The sequence below is a fragment of the Enterococcus sp. AZ063 genome (assembly GCF_051715045.1).
GTDB classification, from domain to species: domain Bacteria; phylum Bacillota; class Bacilli; order Lactobacillales; family Enterococcaceae; genus Enterococcus_D; species Enterococcus_D casseliflavus.
In genome coordinates this window covers 2806370-2831652 of sequence record NZ_JBIOTA010000001.1, presented here as the reverse complement: position 1 = coordinate 2831652, position 25283 = coordinate 2806370, and the positions used below count along the sequence as shown (strand labels likewise).

The 25283-nt window shown below is 43.7% G+C and carries 27 protein-coding genes and 2 tRNA genes; 27 read left to right on the top strand and 2 right to left on the bottom strand.

From position 1 onward, the window contains the following. The first annotated feature begins 18 nt into the window (after positions 1–18). The 18 genes from atpD (at position 19) to IGK61_RS13300 (ending at position 12206) form a co-directional block, all read left to right on the top strand. Complete coding sequence (atpD, locus tag IGK61_RS13385; RefSeq protein ID WP_005231864.1) at positions 19–1425, top strand: F0F1 ATP synthase subunit beta; 1407 nt, start codon at positions 19–21, stop codon at positions 1423–1425. A gap of 31 nt (positions 1426–1456) precedes the next feature. Further along, positions 1457–1879, top strand: a complete 423-nt coding sequence (locus IGK61_RS13380; RefSeq protein ID WP_005228716.1) for a F0F1 ATP synthase subunit epsilon — start codon at positions 1457–1459, stop codon at positions 1877–1879. Positions 1880–2039: 160 nt separating this feature from the next. Further along, the gene (locus tag IGK61_RS13375; protein ID WP_008380880.1) at positions 2040–2273 is read left to right on the top strand and encodes a DUF1146 family protein; all 234 of its coding nucleotides are present in this window, start codon (positions 2040–2042) and stop codon (positions 2271–2273) included. A 90-nt stretch (positions 2274–2363) separates the two neighbouring features. After that, on the top strand, positions 2364–3656 hold the full coding sequence (gene murA / locus IGK61_RS13370; protein WP_005228721.1) for a UDP-N-acetylglucosamine 1-carboxyvinyltransferase: 1293 nt from the start codon (positions 2364–2366) through the stop codon (positions 3654–3656). Positions 3657–3677: 21 nt separating this feature from the next. Continuing rightward, positions 3678–3854, top strand: a complete 177-nt coding sequence (locus IGK61_RS13365) for a DNA-directed RNA polymerase subunit beta (protein ID WP_005228723.1) — start codon at positions 3678–3680, stop codon at positions 3852–3854. A gap of 91 nt (positions 3855–3945) precedes the next feature. Further along, the gene (yidD, locus tag IGK61_RS13360; RefSeq protein ID WP_016608771.1) at positions 3946–4221 is read left to right on the top strand and encodes a membrane protein insertion efficiency factor YidD; all 276 of its coding nucleotides are present in this window, start codon (positions 3946–3948) and stop codon (positions 4219–4221) included. 39 nt (positions 4222–4260) lie between these two features. Next, entirely contained in the window at positions 4261–4719 is a 459-nt protein-coding gene (locus tag IGK61_RS13355) for a GNAT family N-acetyltransferase (protein WP_005228727.1), read from the top strand. 124 nt (positions 4720–4843) lie between these two features. Beyond that, positions 4844–5725, top strand: a complete 882-nt coding sequence (locus IGK61_RS13350) for an ROK family protein (protein ID WP_074536095.1) — start codon at positions 4844–4846, stop codon at positions 5723–5725. 284 nt (positions 5726–6009) lie between these two features. Further along, positions 6010–7197 carry an ABC transporter substrate-binding protein gene (locus tag IGK61_RS13345; RefSeq protein WP_010749790.1) on the top strand — a complete coding sequence of 396 codons (1188 nt, stop codon included), beginning with the start codon at positions 6010–6012 and terminating at the stop codon, positions 7195–7197. Positions 7198–7305: 108 nt separating this feature from the next. Next, positions 7306–8184, top strand: a complete 879-nt coding sequence (locus tag IGK61_RS13340; RefSeq protein WP_005228742.1) for a branched-chain amino acid ABC transporter permease — start codon at positions 7306–7308, stop codon at positions 8182–8184. 9 nt (positions 8185–8193) lie between these two features. Further along, a complete protein-coding gene (locus IGK61_RS13335; protein ID WP_005228744.1) occupies positions 8194–9171 on the top strand; it encodes a branched-chain amino acid ABC transporter permease in 978 nt (325 codons plus the stop codon). After that, positions 9152–9928 (top strand): ABC transporter ATP-binding protein, encoded by a 777-nt coding sequence (locus IGK61_RS13330; RefSeq protein WP_015510179.1) that lies wholly within the window; start codon positions 9152–9154, stop codon positions 9926–9928. Before IGK61_RS13335 ends, IGK61_RS13330 begins: the two co-directional genes overlap by 20 nt. Further along, a complete protein-coding gene (locus IGK61_RS13325; RefSeq protein ID WP_015510178.1) occupies positions 9928–10629 on the top strand; it encodes an ABC transporter ATP-binding protein in 702 nt (233 codons plus the stop codon). The genes IGK61_RS13330 and IGK61_RS13325 overlap by 1 nt, the downstream gene beginning before the upstream one ends. Positions 10630–10632: 3 nt before the next feature. Continuing rightward, positions 10633–11280 (top strand): CBS and ACT domain-containing protein, encoded by a 648-nt coding sequence (locus tag IGK61_RS13320; RefSeq protein ID WP_010749788.1) that lies wholly within the window; start codon positions 10633–10635, stop codon positions 11278–11280. Between the two features lie 126 nt (positions 11281–11406). Further along, on the top strand, positions 11407–11640 hold the full coding sequence (locus IGK61_RS13315; RefSeq protein WP_005228752.1) for a DUF2969 domain-containing protein: 234 nt from the start codon (positions 11407–11409) through the stop codon (positions 11638–11640). Between the two features lie 85 nt (positions 11641–11725). Next, a tRNA-Tyr gene (locus tag IGK61_RS13310) sits at positions 11726–11809 on the top strand. 4 nt (positions 11810–11813) lie between these two features. Continuing rightward, a tRNA-Gln gene (locus IGK61_RS13305) sits at positions 11814–11885 on the top strand. A gap of 153 nt (positions 11886–12038) precedes the next feature. Further along, positions 12039–12206: a hypothetical protein gene (locus IGK61_RS13300; RefSeq protein WP_005228760.1), complete on the top strand. Its 168-nt coding sequence runs from the start codon at positions 12039–12041 to the stop codon at positions 12204–12206. A gap of 49 nt (positions 12207–12255) precedes the next feature. Here IGK61_RS13300 and IGK61_RS13295 read toward each other — a convergent pair whose 3' ends face one another. Continuing rightward, the gene (locus IGK61_RS13295; RefSeq protein ID WP_005228762.1) at positions 12256–12861 is read right to left on the bottom strand and encodes a TetR/AcrR family transcriptional regulator; all 606 of its coding nucleotides are present in this window, start codon (positions 12859–12861) and stop codon (positions 12256–12258) included. Between the two features lie 174 nt (positions 12862–13035). Between IGK61_RS13295 and IGK61_RS13290 the strand changes: the two genes are divergently transcribed. Both IGK61_RS13290 and IGK61_RS13285 read left to right on the top strand, forming a co-directional pair. Then, the gene (locus IGK61_RS13290; protein ID WP_074536092.1) at positions 13036–17262 is read left to right on the top strand and encodes a 2-hydroxyacyl-CoA dehydratase; all 4227 of its coding nucleotides are present in this window, start codon (positions 13036–13038) and stop codon (positions 17260–17262) included. 198 nt (positions 17263–17460) lie between these two features. Further along, on the top strand, positions 17461–18168 hold the full coding sequence (locus tag IGK61_RS13285) for a GntR family transcriptional regulator (RefSeq protein ID WP_005228765.1): 708 nt from the start codon (positions 17461–17463) through the stop codon (positions 18166–18168). Between the two features lie 193 nt (positions 18169–18361). Here the strand turns inward: IGK61_RS13285 and IGK61_RS13280 are convergent, their stop codons facing one another. After that, the gene (locus IGK61_RS13280) at positions 18362–19003 is read right to left on the bottom strand and encodes a YigZ family protein (RefSeq protein WP_074536090.1); all 642 of its coding nucleotides are present in this window, start codon (positions 19001–19003) and stop codon (positions 18362–18364) included. A 110-nt stretch (positions 19004–19113) separates the two neighbouring features. Between IGK61_RS13280 and IGK61_RS13275 the strand changes: the two genes are divergently transcribed. The 7 genes from IGK61_RS13275 (at position 19114) to IGK61_RS13245 (ending at position 25139) form a co-directional block, all read left to right on the top strand. Beyond that, positions 19114–19407: a DUF7662 domain-containing protein gene (locus IGK61_RS13275; protein ID WP_005228767.1), complete on the top strand. Its 294-nt coding sequence runs from the start codon at positions 19114–19116 to the stop codon at positions 19405–19407. Between the two features lie 72 nt (positions 19408–19479). Continuing rightward, positions 19480–19800, top strand: coding sequence for a PTS sugar transporter subunit IIB (locus IGK61_RS13270; RefSeq protein ID WP_005228768.1), 321 nt, complete (start codon positions 19480–19482; stop codon positions 19798–19800). 106 nt (positions 19801–19906) lie between these two features. Continuing rightward, positions 19907–21217 (top strand): DEAD/DEAH box helicase, encoded by a 1311-nt coding sequence (locus tag IGK61_RS13265; RefSeq protein WP_074536088.1) that lies wholly within the window; start codon positions 19907–19909, stop codon positions 21215–21217. Between the two features lie 196 nt (positions 21218–21413). Then, a complete protein-coding gene (locus IGK61_RS13260; RefSeq protein WP_016608760.1) occupies positions 21414–21890 on the top strand; it encodes a ComF family protein in 477 nt (158 codons plus the stop codon). A gap of 137 nt (positions 21891–22027) precedes the next feature. Continuing rightward, entirely contained in the window at positions 22028–22585 is a 558-nt protein-coding gene (gene hpf, locus IGK61_RS13255) for a ribosome hibernation-promoting factor, HPF/YfiA family (protein WP_005231866.1), read from the top strand. A 184-nt stretch (positions 22586–22769) separates the two neighbouring features. Continuing rightward, positions 22770–23717 carry a LacI family DNA-binding transcriptional regulator gene (locus IGK61_RS13250; RefSeq protein WP_074536086.1) on the top strand — a complete coding sequence of 316 codons (948 nt, stop codon included), beginning with the start codon at positions 22770–22772 and terminating at the stop codon, positions 23715–23717. A gap of 156 nt (positions 23718–23873) precedes the next feature. After that, positions 23874–25139, top strand: coding sequence for an extracellular solute-binding protein (locus IGK61_RS13245; RefSeq protein ID WP_015510171.1), 1266 nt, complete (start codon positions 23874–23876; stop codon positions 25137–25139). Positions 25140–25283: the final 144 nt, after the last annotated feature.

The following is a 25283-nucleotide window of genomic DNA, read 5'->3' as shown; positions in this document are numbered from 1 at the left end:
ACGAATGGAGGAATACGAATGAGTTCAGGCAAGATTGTTCAAGTCATTGGTCCCGTTGTTGACGTGGAATTCTCTCTAGACCAATCATTACCAGATATCAACAATGCGTTGATTGTTTACAAAAAAGATGAGCAGAAAACAAAAGTTGTGTTAGAAGCTGCCCTAGAACTTGGCGACGGCGTTATCCGTACGATTGCCATGGAATCAACAGATGGCTTACAACGAGGAATGGAAGTAATCGATACAGGCGCCTCCATCTCTGTTCCAGTTGGGACAGAAACATTAGGACGGGTATTTAATGTCCTAGGCGATACCATCGATTTAGAAGCACCATTTCCTGAAGAGGCACCCCGCAGTGGGATTCACAAAAAAGCACCTGACTTTGATGAATTGTCAACAAGTACGGAGATCCTTGAAACTGGGATCAAAGTCATTGATTTGTTAGCTCCTTATTTAAAAGGGGGGAAAGTTGGACTTTTCGGTGGTGCCGGTGTTGGTAAAACCGTCTTGATCCAAGAATTGATCCACAACATCGCCCAAGAGCATGGTGGGATCTCTGTCTTCACAGGTGTTGGTGAACGGACACGTGAAGGAAATGACCTTTATAATGAAATGAAAGAATCTGGCGTTATCGAAAAAACAGCCATGGTGTTTGGACAAATGAATGAACCACCAGGTGCCCGGATGCGGGTAGCCTTGACTGGTTTGACATTAGCCGAGTACTTCCGTGATGTGGAAGGACAAGACGTGCTCTTGTTTATCGATAATATCTTCCGCTTCACTCAAGCAGGTTCTGAAGTATCTGCCTTACTAGGTCGGATGCCGTCGGCCGTTGGGTATCAGCCAACATTAGCAACTGAGATGGGGCAATTACAAGAACGGATCACATCGACGAAAAAAGGTTCCGTTACGTCTATTCAAGCCATCTACGTCCCTGCCGATGACTATACAGACCCAGCACCTGCGACTGCGTTTGCCCATTTGGATGCAACAACCAACTTGGAACGTAAATTGACCGAACAAGGGATCTATCCTGCCGTTGATCCACTGGCGTCTTCTTCTAGTGCGTTAGCACCTGAAATCGTTGGTGAAAAACATTATGAAGTAGCGACTGAAGTACAGCATGCGTTGCAACGTTATCGCGAATTACAAGATATCATCGCCATCTTAGGGATGGATGAACTGTCTGATGATGAAAAAACCTTAGTTGCCCGCGCACGCCGCATTCAATTCTTCTTGTCACAAAACTTCCACGTAGCGGAACAGTTTACGGGACAACCTGGTTCTTATGTGCCAGTTGAAGAAACCATCAAAGGATTTGCAGAGATTCTTGAAGGAAAATATGATGATCTTCCAGAAGAAGCCTTCCGTAGTGTTGGACGAATTGAAGATGTCATTGAAAAAGCGAAAAAAATTGGCTATTAATTAACCAGCCTTGAAGAAAGAGGGGAACCTCATGGATCAATTTTTAACAGTCAATGTGGTGACACCTGCTGGTTTGGTTTACGATCATCACGCGAAAATCGTGGTTGCACGTACGACAGATGGTGAGATCGGTATTTTGCCGCACCATGCCCCAATCATCGTTCCATTGACGATTGATGAAGTCCGAGTCAAACGGATCGATTCAGATACCCATGTCGACTGGGTCGCTGTCAACGGCGGTATATTAGAAGTGCGAGACAATGTTGTCTCGATCGTAGCCGATAGTGCGGAACGTGATCGTGACATCGACGTTTCACGTGCAGAAAGAGCAAAACAGCGTGCAGAACGCCAAATCGAAGAAGCCAAACAAGTCGAGGATATCGACCAGCTTCGGCGCGCAACGGTTGCTTTGCACCGCGCCATCAATCGAATCAACGTGTCAAAACATTCCTAAAAAACAAGGGCATCTTGCCTTTGTTTTTTTGTTTCTTCAAGAAAACGTTTTAAAAACTTTTTAAAGTCTTTTCATGAAGGTTTCAAGAAAGATTATTTTTTATCTTGACATCTTTGTGGTATGATAGGAATGTTCAATTATGAAAAAAGGAGCAGGAAGTATGCAAGTGTATGGAATTGATGCAATCATTCGAATCGTGAGTCATTTAGCGTTCATCTATTTAGCATTTTGGGCATTGCAATCTGTGCGGATCGATGCTTTTTTTAAAGCCTTACGAACGACTCAGATACGAATGGTCATGGTGTTTCTTGCGATTGCATTAGGCTACACCGCCAGTACTTTTTTCCTTGAGTTGATTGCGCTATGTCGTAATTTATTTTTAACAGGTTTTTAAGAATTTCATTAATATATGCAAAAACACCGAATATTATGCTATAATTGGCAAGATTTGTGTGAGTCACTGCATTATTTGGAGGGAACATAAATGGAAGAGATGATCGTTCAAGGTGGTAATCGATTAACTGGAACAGTGAAGATCGAAGGGGCAAAAAATGCTGTTCTACCTATCTTAGCGGCAAGCTTATTAGCGGAAGAAGGAACAACGACATTAACAAATGTACCGATCCTTTCCGATGTATTAACAATGAAAGAAGTGATTCGGCATTTAAATGTCGCAATCGATTTTGAAGAAGAAAACAACACAATGACGATCGATGCGTCACAAGAATTAGCAATCGAAGCACCGTATGAGTATGTGAGCCAAATGCGCGCTTCAATCGTAGTCATGGGGCCTTTGTTAGCTCGTAATGGACATGCCAAAGTGGCAATGCCTGGCGGCTGTGCAATCGGCAAACGACCAATTGATTTACATTTGAAGGGATTTCAAGCACTAGGCGCGCAAATCATCCAAAAAGATGGATACATAGAAGCGATCGCCGATGAGTTAAAAGGCAATAGCATTTACTTGGATTTCCCAAGTGTCGGCGCAACGCAAAATATCATGATGGCTGCCGTAAAAGCTAAAGGCATCACCATCATCGAAAACGTCGCTCGTGAGCCAGAAATCGTTGATTTAGCAAACATTTTGAATAAAATGGGTGCCAAGGTCTTTGGTGCAGGAACCGAAACGATGCGTATTGAAGGTGTCGAACACCTGCATGCAGTAGATCATTCGATCGTGCAAGACCGTATCGAAGCAGGAACCTTTATGGTTGCAGCAGCGATGACTCAAGGAGACGTTATTATTAAAGATGCGATCTCAGAGCACAATCGTCCATTGATTTCAAAATTGATCGAAATGGGTGCAGAAGTGACTGAAGTCGCTGAAGGGATTCGTGTGGTCGGACCTGAACAATTGAAGGCAACAGATGTAAAAACGATGCCTCACCCAGGTTTTCCTACGGACATGCAAGCGCAAATGTCTGCTATTCAATTATTAGCGCAAGGAACGAGTGTTGTGAATGAAACGGTATTTGAGAATCGTTTCCAACATTTAGAAGAAATGCGTCGCATGAATGCCCATGTAAAAATTGACGGCAACGTTGCAGTGATCGAAGGCGGTCATGAATTACAAGGTGCGCTGGTCTATGCGACAGATTTACGTGCCGCAGCAGCGTTGATTTTATTAGGTTTGCGTTCAACGGGACGGACGCGTGTTCGCAATCTAAAATATTTGGATCGCGGCTACTACAAATTCCACGAAAAATTGCAACAATTAGGGGCATCGGTTGAACGAGTTTCTGACGCAGTAGAAGAAGTCGTACCAGTTAACGCCTAATAGGAGTAGGAGAGAAAAAAAGTGAAGTTGAACCGTTATATTTTAACTAGCTTGATAAAAATTTTAATCGTCATTTTATTAGCTATTTTATTGTTCCTAGCAGGAACGATGATTGGTTACGGAGTGATCGGTGACGGCAGTCCTTTTAAAGTATTCTCTCCAAGTCTTTGGAATCATATCTTTGAGTTTATGAAATAAACCATAACTAGGACTTACGCCACGTGCTGAGTCCTAGTTTTTTCTATCTATCTTTACTGAATCGTACGCTAAAAAGAAAGGCTGGCAAGGAATGAGTAAACTTTTGATCGGCTTTGTTCGTTTCTATCAACGTTTTATTTCCCCATTATTTCCTCCTAGCTGTCGTTATTATCCGACTTGCTCAGGATACATGATCCAAGCCATCCAAGTCCATGGAGCAGCCAAAGGAGGCTTGATGGGGGTAGCTCGTATCTTACGCTGCCATCCCTTTGTAAAAGGCGGAATAGATTACGTACCCCAGACGTTTACTTTAAAACGAAATACGAAAGACAAAGTCAAACCAACGTACCGTTATCGGAAAAGTTAAAAGGAATCAACAGAAATATAAAAAAGGAGCCAAAAAGCCATGATTCGTCCAATCGCCCCTAATGAAGCGTATCCTTGGGCGTTGCTGCTGGATGCAGATCCTGATAAAGCAGTCGTAGAAAGCTATCTATATAATAGCCAAACACTTGTTTATGAAGAAGCTGGAGAAATGATTGGTGTGCTAGTTTATCAAAATCAAGGCAAGAACTGGGAGATCATGAATGTGGCCGTTTCTCCAGAAAAGCAAGGAATGGGCATCGGTCGTCAATTGCTGCAAGCTGCCGAAGAAGCGATCCTCAGTCAGCACCTCGGGGCAAAACGGCCGATCGTAGTGATCAAAACTGGTAGTCTGCCCTCTGCAGCCTTGACTTTGTACCAAAAGCAAGGCTATGTTGAAAAAGAGCGGGTGAAGAATTATTTCACCACCCACTATGTCGAACCGATTTTTGAGAATGGGCAGCAGCTGTTCGATCAAGTGATTTTAGAAAAACAACTCTAATGGATGAAGAGACAGTCTAAGTGAATGAGACTGTTTTTTTCTTGTCCTCGGAAATCGCTTTCTTCAAGCGCCGACTTGCGGTAAAATAGACAGTATCAGAATAATAAAGGATTGAGGGAAAAAAATGGCGATTTTAGTCTTTGATATGGGTGGTTCAGCAGTAAAATATGGCGTCTGGGCACAAGGTTCTTTGGTGAGTAAAGGGAAATTCACTACTCCAAATACTTGGGAGGAAATGAAAGCACAGCTGCAGCAAGTGAGGGCAAGCGTAGATGAAGAGATTGAAGGCGTTGGAATCAGTGCGCCAGGTGCGGTCAATGCCCAAGAACGGCGGATCGACGGCATTAGTGCGATCCCTTATATCCATGGGTTTGATATTTACTCAGAACTCGAAGCAGCGTTTGGGGTACCCGTAACCATCGAAAATGATGCCAATTGCGCTGGGATGGCTGAATTTTATCAAGGAGCGGGCAAAGAGTATCAGCAAGCAGCCTTCGTTGTGATCGGAACAGGCGTTGGCGGTACCCTGTTTCAAAATGGTGAGCTAGTCCGTGGGGCACATTTATACGGTGGCGAATTTGGGTTGATGATCCTAGATCAAGGCAAAACATTTTCGCAACTAGGGACAGCGGTTCAGATGGCCTGGCGGTATTGTGATCGGATCGGAGTGGATCGAACGACGATTACCGGTGAAGAGGTCTTTCAACGTGCAGAAGATGGCGATGCCATTGCGATCGAGGAAGTCAATAAATTTTACAACTATTTAGCACAAGGACTGTTCAGTATTCAGTTTGCTTTTGATCCTGAAGTGATCATTATCGGCGGTGGTGTCAGTGCCAAAAAAGGCTTGTTAGAAGAAGTTGACCAGCGCTTGAAAAAAATGTTGGCGGATCAAGCATTAAATGATTTCGTCCCACTGATCAAGTTATGTGACTATCGCAATGATGCCAATTTAGTTGGGGCGGCGGCAAATTTTCAAGCATTGTATCCACGAAATAGCCGCTAACATGAGGATGTAATGTTTTCAAACGTCCGTTTGAAGAAAAAAGTATCAAATCAAAGCGTATCGGCAGCAAGCAAAGGGGAAAAACCTTTGCTTGCTTTTCTTTTTATCCGAAAATTAGAAAAGCGATTCCATTGTTGCTGGATCAATGTTTTAAAAGCACCATTTTTTATCAGCGAAAAAAATAAATTCTGAATAGGTGAAATATTCTGATAATTCGTTGACATTTCCTAGATTTTTCAGTATATTGGATAACATATTCAGGGGAAGTAAAGGAGAGGAAAATTATGAAAAAGAAATTTGCATTTTTGTTTGCGAGTTTGTTTTTATTGACAGCTTGTAGTGCAGGACCAACAGGTGGACCAACGGATAGCAGTGGTGCTGCTGAAGGTGGCAATAAACAAGAGGGAGATACCATTAAGATTGGTGCCAACTTAGAGTTGTCTGGAGCAGTTGCTGCTTATGGGACGGCTGAAAAAGAGGGGATCGACTTGGCAGTCGAAGAAATCAATGCTGCCGGCGGCGTTCTTGGAAAACAAATTGAAATCATTTCGAAAGATAACAAATCAGATAACAATGAAGCTGCGACAGTAGCAGCCAACTTAGCAACCAATGATAAAGTCGTTGCCATTATTGGACCAGCAACTTCAGGTGCCACAAAGGCGGCTTTACCGAATGTGACGAGAGCCCAAGTACCGATGGTCACTCCTTCAGGTACCGATGATGCGATTACTTACACCAGTGGAAAAGTCCAAGAATTTGCATTCCGTTCTTGTTTCCAAGATAGCTTCCAAGGAACAATCTTGGCAAAATATGCAGCAGAAAATTTGGATGCTTCAAAAGCCGTAATCTTGGGTGATAACTCAAGTGACTACGCAATTGGTTTGACGGAAGCATTTAAAGAAAGCTACCCAGGCGAAATCGTCTTAGAGGATAACTTTACCGAAGGCGACAAAGATTTCCAAGCAGTTCTTACAAGAATCAAAGATGTTGACTTCGATGTCTTGTTCATTCCAGGCTACTACACAGAAGCTGGTTTGATCATCAAGCAAGCGCGAGAATTAGGAATTGATCAAGCAATCATTGGTGCGGATGGATTCGGTGATGAAAAAATGGTTCAAACAGCTGGTGCAGAAAATGTCAGCAATGTTTACTATACAGGTCACTTCTCTACCAAAGCACCAGCAAACGACAAAGTTGAGCCGTTTGTGGCAGCTTTCAATGAAAAATATGGCAAAGAGCCTTCTGCTTTTAATGCATTAGCCTATGATGCCGTTTATATGATCAAACAAGCGATCGAAGATCAAAACTCAGCAGATTCATTGGCGATCGCAGCTGGTTTGTCTGAACTGAAAGACTTTGTCGGTGTGACCGGTGAAATCACGATGGATGAAAATCATAACCCTGAAAAATCAGCAGTTGTTTTAGGATTGACTGACGGGAAAGAAACCTCAGCAGACACTGTGGAACCTTAAAAAAACCGCAGTTGTTTGGCAGTGAAAACTGGGACAGACCTGATGTGTTTGTCTCAGTTTCTTTTCTCTAAAAGAATGACCATAATAAATGATATTGGAAGTGAGTATATGGAAATGATGATCCAACAATTGATCAACGGCTTGTTTCTAGGCAGTATCTATGCCTTGTTAGCGTTGGGTTATACGATGGTGTATGGCATCATCAAGTTGATCAACTTCGCCCACGGAGAAGTTTACATGATCGGTAGTTTTATCGGTTACTTTTTGATCAATCAATGGCAATTAGGGTTTTTCCCCGCGTTGTTCATTTCAATGATCGCCAGTGCAGCTCTTGGGGTAACGATCGAATTTTTAGCGTATCGTCCCTTACGCAATTCCACGCGAATTTCGGCACTGATCACGGCAATCGGGGTTTCTTATTTTTTGCAAAATGTCATGATCTTTTTCTTTTCAGCCAATGTGCGCCCCTTTCCGCAAGCGATTGAACGACAAACTTATTCCATCGGGTTTGTTCAAGTAAGTAATGTCCAGTTATTGATCTTGGCTGTTTCGGTTACCTTAATGATTCTCTTGCAATTGATCGTGAAAAAGACCCGTATGGGAAAAGCGATGCGGGCAGTAAGTGTTGATGCAGATGCAGCGCGTTTGATGGGGATCAATGTCAATCGAACGATTTCCTTTACCTTTGCCTTAGGCTCGGCTTTGGCTGCAGCTGGCGGGATGCTGATCGGTTTGTATTATAATTCCATTGATCCATCAATGGGCGTCGTTCCTGGTCTGAAATCTTTTGTTGCAGCGGTTCTTGGCGGGATCGGGATCATTCCTGGAGCAGCCTTAGGTGGCTTTGTGATCGGTTTGGTGGAAACAGCAGCGACAGCGCTTGGTTTTTCTGATTATAAGGATGCTTTAGTGTATGTCATTTTAATAATTATATTGTTGGTTCGTCCAGCTGGGATCCTCGGCAAAAATATCAAAGAGAAAGTGTAGGTGGCAGAAATGAAAAAGAATTTACGTTACAACTTAATCTGGCTCGCTCTGGCAGCTATTCTTTATTTTGGATTATTTGCAGCCTACAATGGCGGAATGATCAATTTGTTCTCTGATGCCATCATCGTCAATATCGGAATCAATATCATCTTGGCAGTCAGTTTGAATCTGATCATCGGCTTTTCAGGGCAATTCTCCTTAGGACATGCTGGATTTATGGCAATCGGTGCTTATGCTGGCGCGATCCTGTCGGCAAGCAATCCAACCTTTGGTGGCTTTTTAACTGGTTTACTGGTGGGGATGCTGGTTTCTGGTGCAGTCGCATTAGTGGTTGGGATTCCGACCCTCCGTTTAAAAGGCGACTATCTAGCGATCGCTACCTTAGGTGTGGCAGAGATCATTCGGATCTTGTTGGTGAACCTACGAGGCTTGACCAATGGTCCTGCAGGAATTTTCGGATTGCCCCAATTCAGTAATTGGCAGATCGTCTTTCTCTTTGCCGTTTTATCGATTCTTGTCGTGTCAAACTTTATCCATAGCGGACCAGGTCGGGCGACTTTAGCGATTCGGGAAGATGAGATCGCTGCAGAATCAATGGGGGTCAACACAACGAAATACAAGGTAATTGCGTTTGTAATGGGGGCAGTGATGGCAAGCATTGCTGGTACCCTTTATGCCAGCTATCAGCAGTCGGTTTTCCCACGAGATTACGGTTTTATGAAATCGATCGATGTATTGATCATCGTCGTTTTTGGAGGGCTTGGGAGTACCACAGGAGCAGTTGTCTCGGCAGTAGTGCTAGGAATCTTAAATATGTACTTGCAAGGCTTCTCTGATTTGCGCATGATCATTTATGCATTGGCTTTGATCATCATCATGATCTTTAAACCAAGCGGACTTTTAGGAACATGGGAATTCTCCGTAAAAGGACTGCTGGATAAATTTAGAAAAAAGGGGGATGACAACGATGCCTCTATTAGAAGTTAAAAGCTTAACGAAAAACTTTGGCGGTTTAGCTGCTGTTTCTCATGTAGACCTCCATTTAGATACCAATGAGCTGGTCGGATTGATTGGACCAAACGGTGCTGGCAAGACAACGCTCTTTAATCTCCTGACAGGTGTGTATGAACCTAGTGAAGGGGAAGTGCTTTTTGAGACCCAAGGTAAGCCAAAACGTTTAAATGGCGTGAAGCCCTATAAAATTGCGGATTTAGGTCTTTCAAGAACCTTCCAAAACATTCGCTTGTTTAAAAATTTGACTGTGATGGACAACGTCTTGATCGCTATGAACAGTAAGCATAAAGAAGGACTGCTGACTAGCATCCTGCGTTTGCCAAAGTACTACAAAAACGAAGCGTCCATGAAGAAAAAAGCCTTAGAGCTGTTACGGATCTTTGATATGGATGGCAAAAGTCAAACGTTAGCGAAAAATTTGCCTTATGGCGAGCAGCGTCGGTTAGAGATCGTACGCGCATTGGCTACAGAACCAAAAATTCTGTTTCTTGACGAGCCGGCTGCGGGGATGAATCCTCAAGAAACAACAGAACTGACAAAGCTGATCTATAAGATCCAAAAAGATTTTCAATTGACGATCCTCTTGATTGAGCATGATATGAGTTTGGTCATGGAAGTGTGCGAACGGATTTATGTGCTGGAATACGGCCAAGTCATCGCCCACGGTGAACCAGAAGAGATCAAAAACAATCCGCGGGTGATCGAAGCTTATCTAGGAGGGGAAATCTGATGCTGGAAATTCAAAATTTAAGTGTACACTACGGCATGATCCAAGCGGTCCATGATGTTTCCTTCCACGTCAATCAAGGGGAGATCGTTTCACTGATTGGTGCCAATGGTGCAGGGAAAACCACGATTTTACGGACGATTTCTGGATTGATCCGCCCCTCAAATGGCTCAGTCACTTTTGAAGGAAAACGAATTGAGAAAGAAGCACCGCAAAAAATCGTCGCAAACGGCTTGTCGCAAGTGCCAGAAGGGCGGCACGTCTTTTCAGGATTGACGGTTCAAGAAAACTTAGAGATGGGCGCCTTCTTGCGTAAAGACAGTGGTGTCAAAGAAGACTATGAACAAGTTTACCGCAAGTTTCCTGTATTGAAAGAACGCCTCTCGCAAGATGCGTCGACATTATCTGGCGGTGAGCAGCAGATGTTGGCAATGGGGCGGGCATTGATGTCAAAACCGCGCTTGCTTTTGCTGGATGAGCCCTCGATGGGCTTGGCACCGATTTTTATCAAAGAAATTTTTTCAATCATTCAAGAAATCAAGCAGCAAGGAACGACTGTGCTGCTGATTGAACAAAATGCAAAAATGGCTTTATCGATTGCCGATCGCGGCTATGTATTAGAAACGGGGAAAATCGTTTTAGAAGGTACTGGAGAAGAATTACTAGCAAGTGATGAAGTAAGAAAAGCGTATCTAGGAGGCTAAACAATGAGTGTAAGTGATTTTATGACGAAGACGGTCGTCACCGTCGATTCGCAGACACCGATCTTTGATGCAGTAGATTTAATGAAGCAGCACGATATCCACCGTCTGCCCGTCGTTGACGATGGTAAATTAGTAGGGTTGATCACAGAAGGAACGATCGCTGAAGCAACTCCCTCAAAAGCGACAAGCTTAAGCGTTTATGAAATGAACTATCTCTTAAATAAAACGACTGTCGCTGATATCATGTTGAAAAAAGTGACCACGATTGAACCAGATGCACTATTAGAGGACGCCATTTCCGTCATGCGTAGTGAAAACGTGGGGGTTTTACCAGTCATGGATGATGATACCCTAGTGGGAATCATTACCAACAATGATATTTTCGATGCCTTTTTGAAAATCACTGGCTACCATGATGGTGGAACCCGAGTGTCCATCGAGATCACGGATGACCATGTAGGCGTGTTAGCAGACGTGACCAAGCTGCTTGCCGATCATCAGATGAGTATTTTGACCATCGTAGTCAATCGGATGGCGCTAAAAACGATTGTTGAGATCCAAGTAGAGTCGCGCCAAGTCGCAGCGATTGAGAAAATCTTAAGCGATGCGGGGTATACCGTAACCAGTGCTGTCTTGACGAACCAGAAATGAGACAAAGCAGCAAAAGTAGTCGATCGTAACGATTGACTACTTTTTTTCGTTCCAGATGAGATTTTCTTTTTCTTTTGCTGGTTTTCTGTTAAAATAGGAAGGTGCTGTAAAGAAAGAGGTGCAATCATGTCTAAGAAAAATAAAGATATCGAAGTCCGTATTGAAGAAACAACGAAAGCCATTCATGGCAAAGACTATACCGTCAATGAATTATTTATTGGTAAAAAACGTATCGGTGAGATTTTAACGACTGGACCGAAAGAATTTCAAAGCTTTTTAGGGGATGAAGATCTAGGTTCAAGCAGAAGTTTAGAAGCTGCGATCGAGATGATTATTCGCCAATGGAATTTACATGAATAATTTCTAGAAAAATTTGCTTTTTGCTCTTGCAATTTGTTATCTTTTTCGGTATTATAACTATTGTCAGGTTTGAGAAAAACCTTTTGGAGGAGTAGCGAAGTGGCTAAACGCGACGGACTGTAAATCCGTTCCTTAGGGTTCAGTGGTTCGAATCCACTCTCCTCCACCATTATTGGGGTATAGCCAAGCGGTAAGGCAACGGACTTTGACTCCGTCATGCGTTGGTTCGAATCCAGCTACCCCAGTCAGATGAATACGCAGAAAAAAACAGCAAGTAGTTTTGCTGTTTTTTTTCGTTATTTAACCATTATTTTTTTTGGTTTGAGGAAGGGCTATAAGTTGAAGATTTTTTTTATTTGCGATACGCTAGTAGTAAAGCATTCGGGAGATGAAAACACATGAAATTTAAACTGAATCTAAAAGAAAAAGTAACGGAAGTTGCAGAGCATGTCTATGACGTTGTCAAAAAGGAAGACTATGCGATTCGTGTGGCTCCAAAAGGAATCAAAGTAACAAAACAGCGTAAGACAAAAGACACGATCAAATGGCGCGCAAAAAATCATTGATTAAAGGGCAATCAGCATGAGAGAAACTGCATATAGGCAGTTTCTTTTTTTATTCCTCAATTTCAATCCCCAAGACAGTTAGGTGACCGTTTGCCACTAGTTTGATGACGAGTTTTGCTAAATGGTCGGCGTGCATCGTTGTTTCTGCCGTTAGCCACCAATGCAGCGTGCCAACAAATATTGAGGTCATATAATCAATGATGAAATCTAAGGGCACTTCAAGATCGCCTTCTGTGATCTTCAAGGTTGAGAAGATCTCTTGATACCGTTCCGTTAAAATCAGCCCCAGTTTTTTACGAATGATCTCAATGGCAGAGGCATCCATGATCGTCAAATAAAAAGAGCGATTCTTTTGAATGTGTAAAAAAAGTTCGGTCATGGCAGCTTCGATTTTACGGATCTTGATTCGATTGCCTTGGACGAAATCTTCAAAGTCAAGGATCGAGGTAAAAGATTCGACGGCCAAGTCAAATATTTTTTCATACAAGTCTTGCTTGTCTTTGTAATGGGCGTAGAAGGTCGCGCGGTTGATCATGGCTTCGTCTGCGATATTTTGGACAGTCACTTGCTCGAAGCCTTTTTCTTCAACTAAGCGAATAAAGGCTTCAATAATGTACTTATTGGTTCGTTTGACACGTAAATCCAATTTTTTCATATTGTGAATTTCCTTTCAAAATAAACGACAAAAAACGTCTAATTGTTGTTTATCCCACACCTTCGTTGGAATTGTTTGTTGAATTATCAATTAAAAGAATTACAATGAACATAAGTATTATAACAAACGGCTTGTTAGATAATCAACAAAGTGTTGTTTAGATGGAGGCAACAAATGAAAAAATATAAGGCGGGCATCGATGTCGGTTCAACAACGGTCAAGATGGTTCTGTTAGATGAACGCAATCAAACGTGTTTTTCAAGGTATGAACGACACTATGCAGACATCCAAAAGGCAGCGGAAAAAATTATTAAAGAAGCGCAAGCAGTAATCCAAGATCAGCCAGTTGCGCTAGCGATTACCGGATCAGGCGGAATGGGGCTGGCAGAAGTTTTGCGGATCCCTTTTGTCCAAGAGGTCATCGCTTGTACCAAAACAGTCGAGACAGTGATCCCAGAAACGGATGTGGCGATCGAATTAGGCGGTGAAGATGCGAAGATCACCTTTTTTGAAGGTGCGTTGGAGCAGCGGATGAATGGCAGTTGTGCCGGTGGGACCGGTGCGTTTATTGATCAGATGGCGGTTTTATTGAAAACGGATGCCAATGGGGTCAATGAGCTAGCCAAGGGATACCAAACCCTTTATCCGATTGCCTCACGCTGCGGGGTCTTTGCCAAAACTGATGTGCAGCCGCTGATCAATGAAGGAGCGGCAAAAGCGGACATTGCTGCGAGTATTTTTCAAGCGGTGGTCAATCAAACGATTGCTGGCTTAGCTGCTGGTCGTAAAATCAAAGGCAAGGTAGCCTTCTTAGGCGGTCCACTGACGTTTATGTCGGAATTGCGTCAACGATTTATCGATACGTTGAACCTGCAAGAAGCAGATATCATTTTTCCCGAGAATCCAGAACTGTTTGTGGCGATGGGGGCTGCACTGTATGCAGAAGAAGCGCAGCAGCTTTCTGTACTATGCGACCGCTTAGCCAATGAAGAAGACGGCACACTTGCGCCAACAGATACGCTAGATCCTTTATTCAAAGACGAAGCAGAACTGGCTGCTTTTCGTGCCCGCCATGCCCAAGCGATTGCTGCAGAAAAACCTTTGTCCGAGCATAAAGGCGCTGCTTATCTAGGCATCGATGCAGGATCAACGACAACGAAAGTCGTCTTGATCAATGATGCAGGGGATTTGTTGTTTTCTTTTTATGGCAACAATGAAGGCGAGCCGTTAGCGACAACGATGGCGGTTTTACAAGAGCTTTATCGTCAGATGCCTTCTGACGTTTACATCGCAAAGTCAACGATCACAGGGTACGGTGAGCATCTGATCAAACATGCACTGAAGGTCGATATCGGTGAAGTCGAAACAATGGCCCATTACAAAGCTGCTGAACATTTCCAGCCAGGGGTTGATTTTATCTTGGACATTGGTGGGCAAGACATGAAGGCGATGACAGTCAAAGACGGTGCACTTTCTTCGATTCAGCTAAATGAAGCCTGTTCGTCAGGATGCGGCTCGTTCATTGAGACCTTTGCCAAATCTATGAATCAGGATGTCAAAGAATTTGCCCTGGCAGCGACAAAAGCCCAAGCGCCGGTTGACCTGGGTTCGCGTTGTACCGTCTTTATGAACTCAAAAGTCAAACAGGTCCAAAAAGAAGGAGCCTCTGTTGGCGACATTTCGGCTGGCTTGTCTTACTCGGTCATAAAGAATGCTATCTATAAAGTGATCAAGGTTCGGCGCCCCGAAGATCTTGGCGAGAAAATCGTCTGCCAAGGAGGGACTTTCTATAATGAAGCGGTTCTGCGCGCCTTTGAATTGATCAGCGGCCGTGAAGTCGTACGACCATCGATCGCTGGCTTGATGGGCGCTTATGGGGCGGCGTTGATCGCGTTAGAAGAAGCGGCGATCGACGATGTCAGTACGTTGTTGTCTCCTGCAGAAATGGCCGATTTTCAAGCAGAAAAAGAATTTACAAATTGCGGTCTTTGCGAAAACAATTGTTTATTAACCGTGACCCTCTTTTCGGATGGTCGAAAATTCATTACGGGGAATCGCTGCGAACGTGGTGCGCGGATCAAAATCAAAAAAGAAGACCGCAAAGTCAATCTCGTGGATGAAAAATACCGCCGCTTGTTCAAGTACCGTTCTTTGCGTAAAAAAGATGCCCTCCATGGGGAAATCGGCTTACCAAGAGTGTTGAATCTTTATGAAAATTATCCGCTATGGCATACCTTTTTCACCCAGTTAGGGTTTCGAGTAACCTTGTCGCCGCGTTCTAATAAAGAACTATATGAGCAAGGGATCGAAACGATTCCTAGCGATACCGTTTGTTACCCAGCCAAACTAGCCCATGGACACATCCAAGCACTGATCGATCAAAACATACCGTTGATCTTTTATCCAGGAGTCATTTTTGAGCGAGTAGAGAACACTGCCGCTGAAAATCATTTTAACTGTCCAATCGTACAAAGCTATCCAGAAGTGATTCGTAACAACGTCGATGCGATTCGTGAAGGGGCGGTTGACTACCGCTGTCCATTTTTAAATCTGGCAGATGAAGCCTCAATGGTCAAAACCTTAATGGGGACGTTTCAAGATTTTGGTTTTTCTGAAGACGAAATTGCCCAAGCGCTGCGTAGCGGCTTCGAGGAACTAGATCAGTTCAAAGCAGATATTGCGCAACGGGGAGAAGAAACGCTGCGAATGCTGATGACGACCAACCAAAAAGGGATCGTTTTATCTGGAAGACCGTATCATTTGGACCCTGAAATCAACCATGGGATAGCGGAAGTCATTACCCAAGAAGGCTTTCATGTACTGACCGAGGACAGTATTGCTCATTTAGCAAATGTCGGCGATCTGCGGGTCGTGGATCAATGGGTCTATCATTCACGGTTGTATGCGGCAGCACGAGTGGTGGCGAAAAACAAGCAGTTGGAATTGGTTCAATTAAACTCCTTCGGCTGTGGGATCGATGCAGTGACCACCGATCAAGTCGAAGAGATCATGGCGCAATATGGGAAGCTGTATACGGTGTTGAAAATCGATGAGGGTGCAAACCTTGGGGCGATTCGGATTCGGTTGCGTTCCTTGAAAGCAGCAGTCAACGAACGGGATAAACAGCACTTTGTTCCTAAAAAGCAATACGAGGAACCAGCAAAGATTATTTTTACCAAAGAAATGCGCAAGCAGCACACGCTCTTATTGCCGATGTTGAGTCCCATCCACCAAAGCGGATTAGTAGATGTCGCTTTGCAGGCTTCTGGGTATCAAGTGGTCTGTCTGCCCAGTGAAGATCGAGAAGCAGTCAATGTCGGTTTGCGCTTTGTCAATAACGATGCCTGCTACCCGGCCATCATTTCCATTGGACAGCTGGTAGAAGCATTGCAAAGCGGGAAATATGATGTTGAAAATACCAGTGTTTTGATGACTCAGACGGGCGGCGGATGTCGTGCAACGAACTATATTCCTTTGTTGCGTAAAGCACTGAACGATGCAGGATTTCCACAAGTGCCGGTGGTATCTATTTCGATGGGCAACACCGGGGTTGAATCAAATCCGGGCTTTCGCTTTACCTTGCCGATGATGAAACGCTTGGCGGTGGCATTTTTATACGGGGATCTCTTTGAACGAGTCGTTTATCGCACCCGTCCATATGAGCAAGAAGCAGGGGCTGTCGATCGGCTCCACCAAGAATGGCTGGAAAAAATTGCCAAAAATGTCCGCAATGGCTCCTTCAGTCTGTTTAATCGCAATATGAAGAAAATCATTCAAGACTTTGATCAAGTGCCGATAAGAGCTATCAAGAAGCCACGTGTCGGTGTCGTGGGAGAGATTTTAGTGAAGTATTCACCGACTGCCAATAATGATGTCGTTCGCCTGTTAGAAGCAGAAGGAGCGGAAGCGGTCGTACCAGATATTGTCGGCTTCATGAATTATTCCCTCTACAATCAGATTTGGCGCTACGAGCATTTGGGGATGGCGAAGAAAAGCAAAATGATCGCTGATTTTGCGATCATGGCGATTGAACGGCTCCAAAAACCAATGGATAAAGCGTTGCGGGCGTCAACGCGCTTTGAGGGCATTCATTCGATCCATCAGCTTGCCGAGCAAGCGAGCGAGATTGTTTCCATCGGCAATCATACGGGAGAAGGCTGGTTCTTGACCGGTGAGATGATCGATCTGTTGGAAAATAATGTCAACAATATCATTTGTCTGCAACCATTTGGTTGTCTGCCTAACCATGTAGTAGGAAAAGGCGTCATGAAAGAGCTGCGTCGCCAATACCCACAGGCGAACATTGCAGCGATTGATTACGATCCAGGTGTTTCGATCGTCAATCAATTGAATCGCATTCGCTTGCTCATGGCAACTGCCAATAAAGCGTTGGCTGAATAAATTCTCAAGCCAGCGACCGAACCAATTTAAAAGCAAAGAGACTGCTCTTGTTTGGACAATTTGTGATAACTTCTTTTTCTGCCTATAAAATGGGGAAAGAGTTCGCACAAATTAAGAAAAACTGAGCAGTTTTTGCTTTTTTTATTAGCTATTTAGGTATATACCAGTTATAATAGGAGGGGAACGGAGGAATGTGTAGTGGTGGAAAAATTACCTGTTTATATCCAGATTCATGATCAAATCAAAGCCAATATCGAAAACAATACATACAAAATCGGGGATCGTCTGCCTTCAGAACGGGAGTTGTCAAAACAATTCGGCGTGAGTCGCATGACGTTGCGGCAAGCGATCCAAACCTTAGCGGATGAGGGGATTCTTGAGCGCAAAATCGGTTCTGGCACTTATGTGGCTCGCCAAAAAGTACAGGAGAAAATGACGGGCACGACGAGTTTTACCGAAATTATGAATTCTCTTGGTCGTAAGCCTTCCAGCAAAGCGGTCGCTTATTTCTTGACTGCACCTAGCTCCAGTGAGATGGAAAAGCTGCAATTAGAAGGACACGAAACGATTTTACGGATGGAGCGGATTCGGTATGCGGATGATGTGCCGATCTGTTTTGAAGTAGCGAGTATCCCTGAAAAGTTTATTCATGACTTTAGCAAGGAGGAGATCATCTCTTCCCTCTATAAAGTGTTGGAAGAAAAAGGACAGCGGAAAATCGGCGGCGCTTCGCAGACGATCTCAGCTATGGTCGCTTCCGAGCAAATTGCTGATTACTTACAAATCAAACGCGGCGATGCGATTTTACGTATGCGGCAAATCACTTCATTTGAAGATGGGCAACCATTTGAATATGTGCGCACCCAATATGTCGGCAATCGTTTCGAATTTTATATGGAAAAATAAGCTGCCTGAGACGGCTGGGAACAAAAAAGACGCGAAAAAGCCGAAAGGACACTGCGAGCATACGTGCTGTTGCTCCGCATCGGTCAATTCGGTTTTTCAACGATTGGGCGTTCCTGCATTCGCTGCAGCAAGCGGCATTAGAGTCCGTGCTTTGAGGAAAAGAGCAAACTTGACAGGTGCTTGTCCTGCATAGTTACTCGGTTGGCTCCTCGATGAGGCGCTCTACATATTCGGTCTTGCCTTTGTTTAGCTTCACTTGCCCTTGCAGCAAATCAATCAAAGCGGCTTCTTGGTCGGCAAGCGTTGCTTCGGGAATCATTAAGGTAACAACGATTTTCTCGGTATAAGCAATGTCTTTTACGTAGATGTTCTGCAGTTCTAAATAGTTTTGCAGCTTACCTAAAAGGGGATAATCAATGGTCAATGCAAGCTCTTGATGCAAAACGCCTTCGACGATTCCCACCGCCTTGATGCCAGCGGAAGCAGAACTGGAATAAGCGCGGATCAATCCGCCAGCGCCAAGTTTCGTTCCACCGAAGTAGCGGGTAACGACAGCGACCATATTGATCAAGTCATTTTTCTTCAATACTTCTAAAATCGGTACTCCAGCGGTGCCGCTAGGTTCACCATCATCACTGCTGCGTTGGATCTCATGGTTTTCACCCAATACATAGGCGCTGCAATGATGATTCGCCTTCCAATGTTCTTTTTTGAGGGCTTGTATAAACGCTTTGGCTTCATCTTCTGATTGGATTCGTTTTAACGAACAGATGAAACGCGATTTTTTGATTTCTATTTCCGTTTCTCCATCTTGTCGGATCGTTCGATAAGTCACGCGTACGATCGCCTCCTTTATGTTTCTAGTATAGGCAATCGGAAGGAAAGTTACAAATAGAAGAAAGAAAAAGGCACCAACACAGACCTGAAAAAGAGGAGGCAGTTGCTTTGGGTAGACGCAAAAAGTACGATACGATCACGCACTATTTAAAAAACAACGGCGGTTCACAAATTACGTTAACCTTTACCCAGTTTGATGAATTTCTTTTCCCAGCATCCGGTTTGCCCAAAAGTGCCCGCACGAGTACGGATTGGTGGGCAAATGATTACCGACATCCTGAAAACGGGGCCTATGCGTGGCTGAATGCCGGCTATGAGGTAGTCCTCGTCAATTTAAAAAAAGAGTATGTCGTTTTTAACCGTTTAGTAAAATCAAACTGGCTGCTGGATAGAAAGCGTTGACAAATTTCAAACTTGTTCTATACTAGAGATAGGAAATGTTATCTTATTCTTAAAATTCAAGGAGTGTTCGATATGGCGAAAAAAACAATTATGTTAGTTTGTTCTGCAGGAATGAGTACAAGCTTATTAGTAACAAAAATGCAAAAAGCAGCTGAAGCAAAAGGATTAGAAGCAGATATTTTTGCAGTTTCCGCTTCAGAAGCAGATCAACATTTAGAAAGCAAAGACGTAAATGTTTTATTATTAGGACCACAAGTTCGTTTCATGAAAGGCGATTTTGAGAAACGTCTAGCGCCAAAAGGAATTCCTTTAGAAGTAATCAACATGGCAGATTACGGCATGATGAACGGCGAAAAAGTCTTAGATCAAGCTTTGACATTGATCGGCGAATAAGCAAGACCTGCTGTTGAAGCAAACAAGAAACCTGTAATCGGTTCAAGTACTTTTCAAAAAGTACTTGAACCGATTTTTTTGCGTACTTAAAACTGAGGTGTATGTTATGACCAATCAAAAAGGAAGACAATTTTTTGTTTTAGATGAAACAATGAATCTAGGAAAACCCTTTGATTCTCGACCGGCAATGCTTGAGCAGGGGCAGAGAATCGTTTGTCAGCGATGCGGTTCTTCCCACCGCAAGCCGTCGGTGCAATTACCGATAGGCAGCTATTACTGTCCAACCTGTATTCGCTATGGTCGGATCACATCAAATGGGCGACTGGTGATTCAACCTACGGAAAGTCCAGCCATTGATCACCACATCGTCTGGCCAGGAGCATTGACGCCGTTTCAGCAAAAAATTTCCCAGCAATTGGTGTCTAATTGTCGACAAAAACGATCCTCACTTGTTTGGTCGGTCACGGGTTCAGGGAAGACCGAAATGATCTTTGAAACGATCCGCTACGTTCGGCAAGAAGGTGGTCGAGTGGCGATCGTCTCACCTCGGATCGATGTTTGTCGTGAATTGTTTCCGCGAATTCAGCAAGCATTTCCACAAGAGGAAAGCTTGCTCCTTTATGGAAAATCAGAAGAGCCTTATCGCTACACAAACATCCTTATTGCCACCACCCATCAGCTACTGCATTTTTATCGGAGCTTTCAACTGATCGTGGTGGATGAGGTAGATGCATTTCCCTACGAGGGCGATGCGCAGCTGCGTTACGGATTATACAATGCCTTAGCCAAAAACGGGTGTCTGATCTATTTAAGTGCGACGCCTTCAGAACGACTGCTGCAAGAAATTCGTGGAAAATTCGCTGTCTTGAGAATGCCGCTGCGGTTTCATCAGCGTCCATTGATCGTTCCAAAACCTGTTCATTATAGTCACTGGGCGCAGGCTTATCGCAGAAAACGTTGGCTGCGACCATTGCTGCAGCAGTTGCAGCGGCTGCTTCAAAAAAACTTTGTCTTGGTGTTTTGTCCAAGCATTGCGCTGATGAAGGAAGTAGAAGCGGCTGTCCGCCGACAAGGCACGTCATGGTCTTTGACTAGCGTTTCGTCGCAAGATCAAAAACGGAGCGAAAAAGTAGCGTCTGCTCGTCGACAGATTTACAAGGTGTTGTTTACAACGATGATTTTAGAGCGTGGGGTGACGTTTGAAAACGTCTCAGTCATCGTATTGGGTGCTAATCATCCAGTCTTTACAAAATCGGCGCTCGTGCAAATTGCTGGTCGTGTCGATCGTAAAGGGGCCTATACGGAAGGGGAGGTCATTTTTTTCTACGACCAAATGACGGAAGCGATCCGAAAAGCACTCAACGAAATCAAGGAAATGAACCAATTGGCAAAAAGCTGGCTGACCGATGGTGTGTAGTTGGTGTAAAAGGACTTTTCCTAGAGAACGAACGATCATTGAGGTGTTGGCTCCTTGGCGTATCCCAGAAAATGAATTGTGCCCGCAATGTGCCCAACAGTTTTCAGTGATCGATTGGCGAACCTGCTGCCCTTCGTGTGGAAAAAAAGAAACTGAGTTTTGCAGCGATTGTCTCTATTGGGAAGAAACGTGTCCCATGATACAATTGCAGCACCGAGCGCTATTTGCTTACGATCAAGGAATGAAGGATTGGCTTCACGAATACAAACTGATGGGAAACTATCAGTTGCGGGGGACGTTTGCGCCTGTGATCAAACAAAAACTCAACAGGTTTGACTATGAGTGTTTGATTCCCATCCCACTATCGGCAGAGCGTTACCAACAGCGAGGGTTTAATCAAGTCACCGCTGTGCTGGAAGCCGCCGGAGTCAGATTTCAAGAGTTACTGGAGAAAGTTGTTGATACCGCACCACAGGCACAACGTTCTCGCAGGCAACGATTAGTAGAGGCGCAACCCTTTGCAGTGAAGCCAGATGTAGCGTGTGAAATCAAAGGGAAAAAATTATTGTTGATCGATGATGTGTATACTACCGGTAGAACGTTATATCATGCAGCTGAAGCACTGCAGTCCTTTGGCCCCCAGTCGATTCGTTCTTTTTCTATTGCTCGTTGAAACGTTATTTTGAAAACGCTTAAAGAAAATTGTTCGATTTACTAGGCAAATGACCAAGAGTTCGATATAATAGAGTTAAGAAGAAGAAAAGAGTGGTCCTTTTCCTTCTTTACTGGTAGACGAAAGGGGTAATTTTTATGTTTAGATATAATGTGCGTGGCGAAAATATCGAGGTAACAGAAGCGATCCGTGATTACGTCGAGAAAAAAGTAGGTAAATTAGAACGTTATTTTAATGATGTGCCAGAAGCAACAGCACACGTTAATTTGAAAGTTTATACAGAAAAAACTGCAAAAGTAGAAGTAACGATTCCTTTACCATTCCTAGTTCTACGTGCGGAAGAAACTTCACCTGATCTATATGCTAGTATCGATTTGGTTGTTGACAAATTGGAACGCCAAATCCGCAAATTCAAAACAAAAATCAATCGCAAATCTCGTGAGACAGCGTTGGTTCCGCCAACAGATGGTGATTTGTTCACAACTGAAGCAAACGATGAAGAAACCAATGGTTCTGATTTAGACATCGTACGTACAAAACGTTTGTCTTTAAAACCAATGGATAGTGAAGAAGCTGTTTTACAAATGAACATGCTTGGACACAACTTCTTTATCTTTGAAGATGCGGAAACGAATGGAACGAGCATTGTGTATCGTCGGAAAGATGGTAAATACGGGTTGATCGAAACGGATTAACACGTGTGGGATCCTTTTGGCGACACCCCAAAAAAAGTCTTTTTTGACAGAGTAGCTGAGAAGCTACTCTGTTTTTTTATCTTTTGGAATGAAGCAAGAAATCTTTCTATATAAAAGTTGGCTTTGTTTCTCTTTTGTTTTATTGTGTTATACTATAGATGAAATAATACAGGGAGAGTGAATCATGACTACGTTAGCAGATGTCGCCAAAAAAGCAAATGTTTCCGCAATGACCGTTTCTCGAGTGATCAACCATCCAGATAAAGTGACCGAAGAGCTAAAGCAGCTCGTTCATCAAGCAATGCTAGAACTGGATTATCAACCGAATATTGCTGCCAAATCATTAGTTTCCAAGCGTTCCCATATCATCAAAGTGTATATCTTAGAGGAGATGGACACGACGGAGCCATACTATATGAATTTATTAGTGGGGATCGCTCGTTCCATCGGCAAAGCGCATTATTCGTTGCAGCTGGTTACGACGGATGGGGTGGATCGTGGCCCAGCAGATGGTTGTATCATTACGGGATTTCGCCAAAAGGATATGGACTGGATAAAAAATTTAAAGAAACCCGTCGTTCTATTTGGTGAAAATGAAGCTGGATTCAGCTTTGTTGATAGTGACAACTACCAAGGGATCGTTTCTGCTTGTAAACACGCCCTCGATACTGGCTATCAACACTTGGTCTATATTGGTTTAGAGTTGGAAGAAGCATTTACGAAAAGCCGAGAAAAAGGGTACATAGATACAGTCACAAAAACAGGACAAGCACCAAAAATCCATCGTTTTGAGAACCGTTCTTCCGCAGCCCGCACCTTTATCACAGCACAGAAGGAGCAATTTGCGGAAAATACTTGTTTTATTTGTGCGACGGATCGTTTGGCCCTAGGCATCAATCAAGGCTTGCAGTCGATTGGCGCGCAGATACCAAAGGATTTTGGGATTGTCGGCTACGATGGGGTATTCCTGGATCAGGTCAGCTCGCCCAAGTTGACGACTATGAAGCAAGCCATCGTTGAGATGGGCGAAGCTTGTGGTGAATTACTGATCCAAAAAATTGAACAGAACGATACAAGCCAGCGACAACAGCGTTTTTTACCGCAACTCGTGGTTCGAGAATCCACAAGGTGAAAAATTAAGCAAATGGTTGCGCAATTTCTTTTCAATTACTCAATATCTTAATTTAAAGGCTTTTTCAATTTTTGTTATCGCTAACATTTAGAAAATGTTTGCCATTTTAAGAAACCGGTTGCATAATAGAGTTACAAATTGCAGGAGGTAAACAGGATGAAAGTGAATTGGAAAAAGGCAGCTCTAGGATTAGTTTCAGGAAGTGCGTTGTTAGCGCTTGCAGCATGTGGCGGCAACGGCGGTAGTACCGATGGTAGTAATGCAGATGCAGGTTCAGGTAGCGATGAAAAAACGATCACGGTCTCTGTAGGCGCAGACTATATTGATTATATCAATGAAGTGAAATCTGACTTTGAATCTGAAAATGATGTCACCATCAACGTTGTGGAAATGGACATGTTCGATCAAATGGATGCGCTTCAACTAGACGGTCCTGCTGGGAAAGGCCCAGATGTTACGATGTCTCCTTATGACCGTGTGGGTCAAGTAGGCTCCCAAGGGCATTTGGCAGAAATGACTTTGCCAGATGATGGACGGTACAGCGATACAGACAAGCAACAAGTGACCATCGATGATAAGATCTATGGCGCACCAGCAATGATCGAAGCGGTTGTCATGTTCTACAACAAAGACTTGATCGATGAAGCACCAGCAACTTTTTCTGATTTAGAAGAACTAGCAAAAGATGATCGTTTTGCAGAAGGCGATGACAATGTTGGTTTCTTAGCTCGTTGGACGGACTTTTATTATACGTATGGTCTATTAGCGGGGCATGGCGGGTATGTCTTTGGTGATGAAGGAACAGATCCATCTGATCTAGGGCTGAACAATGAAGGTTCTGTTGAAGCAATCACGTATGCAACTGATTGGTTCCAAAATGTCTGGCCGCAAGGAATGCTTGATGTATCAGCCAACGAAAACTTGATGTTGGATTACTTCAATCAAGGCAAAACAGCAGCTATCATTTATGGACCATGGGGCGTGAACGGCTTTGAAGAAGCAGGCATCAACTATGGAGTAGCGAAAATCCCAACGCTAAACAACGGCAACGACTATGAAACATTTGGCGGCGGAAAAGCGTGGGTGGTATCTAACTACTCACAAAACAAAGACGTTTCTCAACAATTTGTCGAGTATTTGACCAACGAAGCCAATCAAGAGAAATTGTATGACATGCGTCATGATATTCCAGCGAACATTATGGCTCAAGAAACAGTCGCTGCTTCTGATGATCCAGTAGCAAAAGCAGTGATTGAGCAATACAGTGTTTCACAACCAATGCCAAATATCCCTGAAATGTCTGAGGTTTGGGTAGGGGCTGAAAACATGCTGTTTGATGCAGGTTCAGGCAATATGACTCCTCAAGAAGCAGCGGATAATGCTGCCAAAACAATCGAAGAAGCGATTGAGCAGAAATACTAATAATTAGCCGATTACGGTCTGTCATTCATGTCGACGATTCTATAGAGGATGTTTGTCAAAAGGATTCCTTGCAACGTAGCACGCAAGAAATTGCTTGACGAGATTGTTTTCTATCGATCGTCGGCCGCTTGGCAGACTTTCGAT

Coding starts and splice junctions, on each gene's coding strand:
- murA (WP_005228721.1), top strand. CDS start 2,364: ATGGAAGAGATGATCGTTCAAGGTGGTAATCGATTAACTGGAACAGTG.
- IGK61_RS13355 (WP_005228727.1), top strand. CDS start 4,261: ATGATTCGTCCAATCGCCCCTAATGAAGCGTATCCTTGGGCGTTGCTG.
- IGK61_RS13380 (WP_005228716.1), top strand. CDS start 1,457: ATGGATCAATTTTTAACAGTCAATGTGGTGACACCTGCTGGTTTGGTT.
- hpf (WP_005231866.1), top strand. CDS start 22,028: ATGTTTAGATATAATGTGCGTGGCGAAAATATCGAGGTAACAGAAGCG.
- IGK61_RS13330 (WP_015510179.1), top strand. CDS start 9,152: ATGCCTCTATTAGAAGTTAAAAGCTTAACGAAAAACTTTGGCGGTTTA.
- IGK61_RS13250 (WP_074536086.1), top strand. CDS start 22,770: ATGACTACGTTAGCAGATGTCGCCAAAAAAGCAAATGTTTCCGCAATG.
- atpD (WP_005231864.1), top strand. CDS start 19: ATGAGTTCAGGCAAGATTGTTCAAGTCATTGGTCCCGTTGTTGACGTG.
- IGK61_RS13270 (WP_005228768.1), top strand. CDS start 19,480: ATGGCGAAAAAAACAATTATGTTAGTTTGTTCTGCAGGAATGAGTACA.
- IGK61_RS13260 (WP_016608760.1), top strand. CDS start 21,414: ATGATACAATTGCAGCACCGAGCGCTATTTGCTTACGATCAAGGAATG.
- IGK61_RS13265 (WP_074536088.1), top strand. CDS start 19,907: ATGACCAATCAAAAAGGAAGACAATTTTTTGTTTTAGATGAAACAATG.
- IGK61_RS13245 (WP_015510171.1), top strand. CDS start 23,874: ATGAAAGTGAATTGGAAAAAGGCAGCTCTAGGATTAGTTTCAGGAAGT.
- IGK61_RS13320 (WP_010749788.1), top strand. CDS start 10,633: ATGAGTGTAAGTGATTTTATGACGAAGACGGTCGTCACCGTCGATTCG.
- IGK61_RS13295 (WP_005228762.1), bottom strand. CDS start 12,861: ATGAAAAAATTGGATTTACGTGTCAAACGAACCAATAAGTACATTATT.
- IGK61_RS13335 (WP_005228744.1), top strand. CDS start 8,194: ATGAAAAAGAATTTACGTTACAACTTAATCTGGCTCGCTCTGGCAGCT.
- IGK61_RS13315 (WP_005228752.1), top strand. CDS start 11,407: ATGTCTAAGAAAAATAAAGATATCGAAGTCCGTATTGAAGAAACAACG.
- IGK61_RS13350 (WP_074536095.1), top strand. CDS start 4,844: ATGGCGATTTTAGTCTTTGATATGGGTGGTTCAGCAGTAAAATATGGC.
- IGK61_RS13325 (WP_015510178.1), top strand. CDS start 9,928: ATGCTGGAAATTCAAAATTTAAGTGTACACTACGGCATGATCCAAGCG.
- IGK61_RS13340 (WP_005228742.1), top strand. CDS start 7,306: ATGGAAATGATGATCCAACAATTGATCAACGGCTTGTTTCTAGGCAGT.
- IGK61_RS13375 (WP_008380880.1), top strand. CDS start 2,040: ATGCAAGTGTATGGAATTGATGCAATCATTCGAATCGTGAGTCATTTA.
- IGK61_RS13345 (WP_010749790.1), top strand. CDS start 6,010: ATGAAAAAGAAATTTGCATTTTTGTTTGCGAGTTTGTTTTTATTGACA.
- IGK61_RS13290 (WP_074536092.1), top strand. CDS start 13,036: ATGAAAAAATATAAGGCGGGCATCGATGTCGGTTCAACAACGGTCAAG.
- IGK61_RS13300 (WP_005228760.1), top strand. CDS start 12,039: ATGAAATTTAAACTGAATCTAAAAGAAAAAGTAACGGAAGTTGCAGAG.
- yidD (WP_016608771.1), top strand. CDS start 3,946: ATGAGTAAACTTTTGATCGGCTTTGTTCGTTTCTATCAACGTTTTATT.